This is a genomic window from Halomonas sp. SL1 (assembly GCF_003030865.2).
Taxonomy (GTDB): Bacteria; Pseudomonadota; Gammaproteobacteria; order Pseudomonadales; family Halomonadaceae; genus Halomonas; species Halomonas halophila.
The window spans coordinates 1,309-5,207 of record NZ_PYUQ02000023.1 but is presented as its reverse complement, the minus strand read 5'-3'; the positions used below and the strand labels follow the sequence as shown (position 1 = coordinate 5,207).

The window sequence follows — 3,899 nt, the reverse complement described above, 5'->3', positions numbered from 1 at the left end:
CTCTCGCATGGGAACTCCCACACTACCATCGGCGCTGAGCGGTTTCACTGCTGAGTTCGGCATGGGATCAGGTGGTTCCCGCACGCTATGGTCGTCAGGCGAAAAAGGCAATGCGAATCATGCTGACGAGATATGTCTCTCGCGTATCCGCCGTCGTCTGTTGTCGATCACAGACCACTTGGGTGTTATATGGTCAAGCCTCACGGGCCATTAGTATCGGTTAGCTCAACGCCTTGCAGCGCTTCCACACCCGACCTATCAACCAGCTCGTCTCGCTGGGCCCTTCAGGAGGCTCGAGGCCTCGGGGAGATCTCATCTTGAAGGAGGCTTCCCGCTTAGATGCTTTCAGCGGTTATCCCGTCCGACCATAGCTACCCGGCGATGCCACTGGCGTGACAACCGGAACACCAGAGGGTCGTCCACTCCGGTCCTCTCGTACTAGGAGCAGCACTTCTCAAATCTCCAACGCCCACGGCAGATAGGGACCGAACTGTCTCACGACGTTCTAAACCCAGCTCGCGTACCACTTTAAATGGCGAACAGCCATACCCTTGGGACCGACTTCAGCCCCAGGATGTGATGAGCCGACATCGAGGTGCCAAACACCGCCGTCGATGTGAACTCTTGGGCGGTATCAGCCTGTTATCCCCGGAGTACCTTTTATCCGTTGAGCGATGGCCCTTCCATACAGAACCACCGGATCACTAGAACCTACTTTCGTACCTGCTCGACGTGTCTGTCTCGCAGTTAAGCACCCTTATGCTCTTGCACTCATTGCACGATTTCCAACCGTGCTGAGGGTACCTTCGTGCTCCTCCGTTACGCTTTGGGAGGAGACCGCCCCAGTCAAACTACCCACCACACACGGTCCTCGATCCGGATAACGGACCGGAGTTAGAACGCCAATGATGCCAGGCTGGTATTTCAAGGTTGGCTCCACTCGATCTGGCGACCGGGTTTCCAAGCCTCCCAGCTATCCTACACAAGCAACATCAGCGTCCAGTGTGAAGCTGTAGTAAAGGTTCACGGGGTCTTTCCGTCTAGCCGCGGGTACACAGCATCTTCACTGCGATTTCAATTTCACTGAGTCTCGGGTGGAGACAGCGTGGCCATCATTACGCCATTCGTGCAGGTCGGAACTTACCCGACAAGGAATTTCGCTACCTTAGGACCGTTATAGTTACGGCCGCCGTTTACCGGGGCTTCGATCAGGAGCTTCGCTTACGCTAACACCATCAATTAACCTTCCGGCACCGGGCAGGCGTCATACCCTATACGTCCGCTTACGCGTTTGCAGAGTACTGTGTTTTTAATAAACAGTTGCAGCCACCTGGTATCTTCGACCGGCGTCAGCTCCACCCGCAAGGGGCTTCACCTAATACCGGCGTGCCTTCTCCCGAAGTTACGGCACCATTTTGCCTAGTTCCTTCACCCGAGTTCTCTCAAGCGCCTTGGTATTCTCTACCTGACCACCTGTGTCGGTTTGGGGTACGGTTCCACTGTATCTGAAGCTTAGAGGCTTTTCCTGGGAGCGTGGCATCGATGACTTCCAGACCGTGGTCTGTTCGTCTCGTCTCTCGGCCTTGGGGAACCGGATTTGCCTAATTCCCCAGCCTACTGACTTTCACCAGGACAACCAACGCCTGGCTCACCTAGCCTTCTCCGTCCCCCCATCGCAATACAGTGAAGTACGGGAATATTGACCCGTTTCCCATCGACTACGCCTTTCGGCCTCGCCTTAGGGGCCGACTCACTCTGCTCCGATTAGCGTCGAACAGAAACCCTTGGTCTTCCGGCGGGGAGGTTTTTCACCCCCCTTATCGTTACTCATGTCAGCATTCGCACTCGTGATACCTCCAGCAAGCCTCTCGACTCACCTTCGTCGGCGTACACGACGCTCCTCTACCGCGCATCATTCGATGCACCCGTAGCTTCGGTACCTGGTTTGAGCCCCGTTACATCTTCCGCGCAGGCCGACTCGACTAGTGAGCTATTACGCTTTCTTTAAAGGATGGCTGCTTCTAAGCCAACCTCCTAGCTGTCTGAGCCTTCCCACATCGTTTCCCACTTAACCAGGATTTGGGGACCTTAGCTGACGGTCTGGGTTGTTTCCCTTTTCACAACGGACGTTAGCACCCGCTGTGTGTCTCCCACGCTGCACTCACCGGTATTCGGAGTTTGCCTCGGGTTGGTAAGTCGGGATGACCCCCTAGCCGAAACAGTGCTCTACCCCCGGCGGTGATACGTGAGGCGCTACCTAAATAGCTTTCGAGGAGAACCAGCTATCTCCGGGCTTGATTAGCCTTTCACTCCGATCCACAAGTCATCCAAATCTTTTTCAACAGATCCTGGTTCGGTCCTCCAGTTGATGTTACTCAACCTTCAACCTGCTCATGGATAGATCGCCCGGTTTCGGGTCTATATCCAGCGACTGGTCGCCCAGTTAAGACTCGGTTTCCCTACGCCTCCCCTATACGGTTAAGCTCGCCACTGAATATAAGTCGCTGACCCATTATACAAAAGGTACGCGGTCACGGGACGAGCCCGCTCCCACTGCTTGTACGCACACGGTTTCAGGGTCTATTTCACTCCCCTCTCCGGGGTTCTTTTCGCCTTTCCCTCACGGTACTGGTTCACTATCGGTCAGTCAGGAGTATTTAGCCTTGGAGGATGGTCCCCCCGTCTTCAATCAGGGTTTCACGTGCCCCGACCTACTCGATTTCACGGGATCAGGCTTTCGACTACGGGGCTATCACCCTGTATCGCTGAGTTTCCCAACTCATTCGCCTAACCTTTCACCCGCTTAAGGGCTGGTCCCCGTTCGCTCGCCGCTACTGGGGGAATCTCGGTTGATTTCTTTTCCTCGGGGTACTTAGATGTTTCAGTTCCCCCGGTTCGCCTCGTGCACCTATGTATTCAGTGCACGATACCTATCTGACGATAGGTGGGTTTCCCCATTCAGAAATGTCCGGGTCGCAGGTTGTTTGCCACCTCGCCGAACCTTATCGCAGGCTTCCACGTCTTTCATCGCCTCTGACTGCCAAGGCATCCACCGTGTGCGCTTCATCGCTTGACCATATAACCCCAAGGGGTCTGATCCGCGATGACAACCACGACAATTGCCGGATACGCTTGAGACGTATCTCATGCCCTCTCCCGGGTAGGAGAGGGACTTTGTCAGCATGATTCACATTGTTAAAGAGCGACTGTCAATCGACAGTCACAAACGTGTCATTGCCTTTTGCAATGATCGCTTGTGACTGCGGATTCACATAAAACCGACTGCAGGACCCTGTGGAGCGTGGTGGAGCCTAGCGGGATCGAACCGCTGACCTCCTGCGTGCAAGGCAGGCGCTCTCCCAGCTGAGCTAAGGCCCCTCTGACACCATCAAGATCGATGGAAATTTGAGTAAGACGAGGCGCTTTTGGTCGACGTGTAGCCTGCTACACGAGAGTAAAAGCAACGACGTATTACACAAATTTTGGTGGGTCTGGGCAGACTTGAACTGCCGACCTCACCCTTATCAGGGGTGCGCTCTAACCAACTGAGCTACAGACCCAAACAGTCTTTTGCTCTGGCCGATCAGATAATTCATTGTGGACACTTGCCGGGTGGCGGTGACGTCGTCGATTAAGGAGGTGATCCAGCCGCAGGTTCCCCTACGGCTACCTTGTTACGACTTCACCCCAGTCATGAACCACACCGTGGTGATCGCCCTCCGAAGTTAGGCTAACCACTTCTGGTGCAGTCCACTCCCATGGTGTGACGGGCGGTGTGTACAAGGCCCGGGAACGTATTCACCGTGCCATTCTGATGCACGATTACTAGCGATTCCGACTTCACGGAGTCGAGTTGCAGACTCCGATCCGGACTGAGACCGGCTTTATGAGATTAGCTC

At 54.8% G+C, this 3,899-nt stretch carries 2 tRNA genes and 3 rRNA genes (1 of these 5 running past the window's edge); all 5 read right to left on the bottom strand.

The features are described 5' to 3' along the window. A 5S ribosomal RNA gene (gene rrf, locus C9J49_RS15225) occupies nt 1-99 on the bottom strand; the annotation flags it as partial. Nucleotides 100-189: 90 nt separating this feature from the next. Continuing rightward, nucleotides 190-3,076, bottom strand: a 23S ribosomal RNA gene (locus C9J49_RS15220). Between the two features lie 226 nt (nt 3,077-3,302). Beyond that, nucleotides 3,303-3,378 (bottom strand) — tRNA-Ala (locus C9J49_RS15215). 105 nt (nt 3,379-3,483) lie between these two features. Continuing rightward, a tRNA-Ile gene (locus C9J49_RS15210) sits at nt 3,484-3,560 on the bottom strand. Between the two features lie 72 nt (nt 3,561-3,632). Beyond that, a 16S ribosomal RNA gene (locus C9J49_RS15205) occupies nt 3,633-3,899 on the bottom strand; it runs 1,168 nt beyond the window's last position.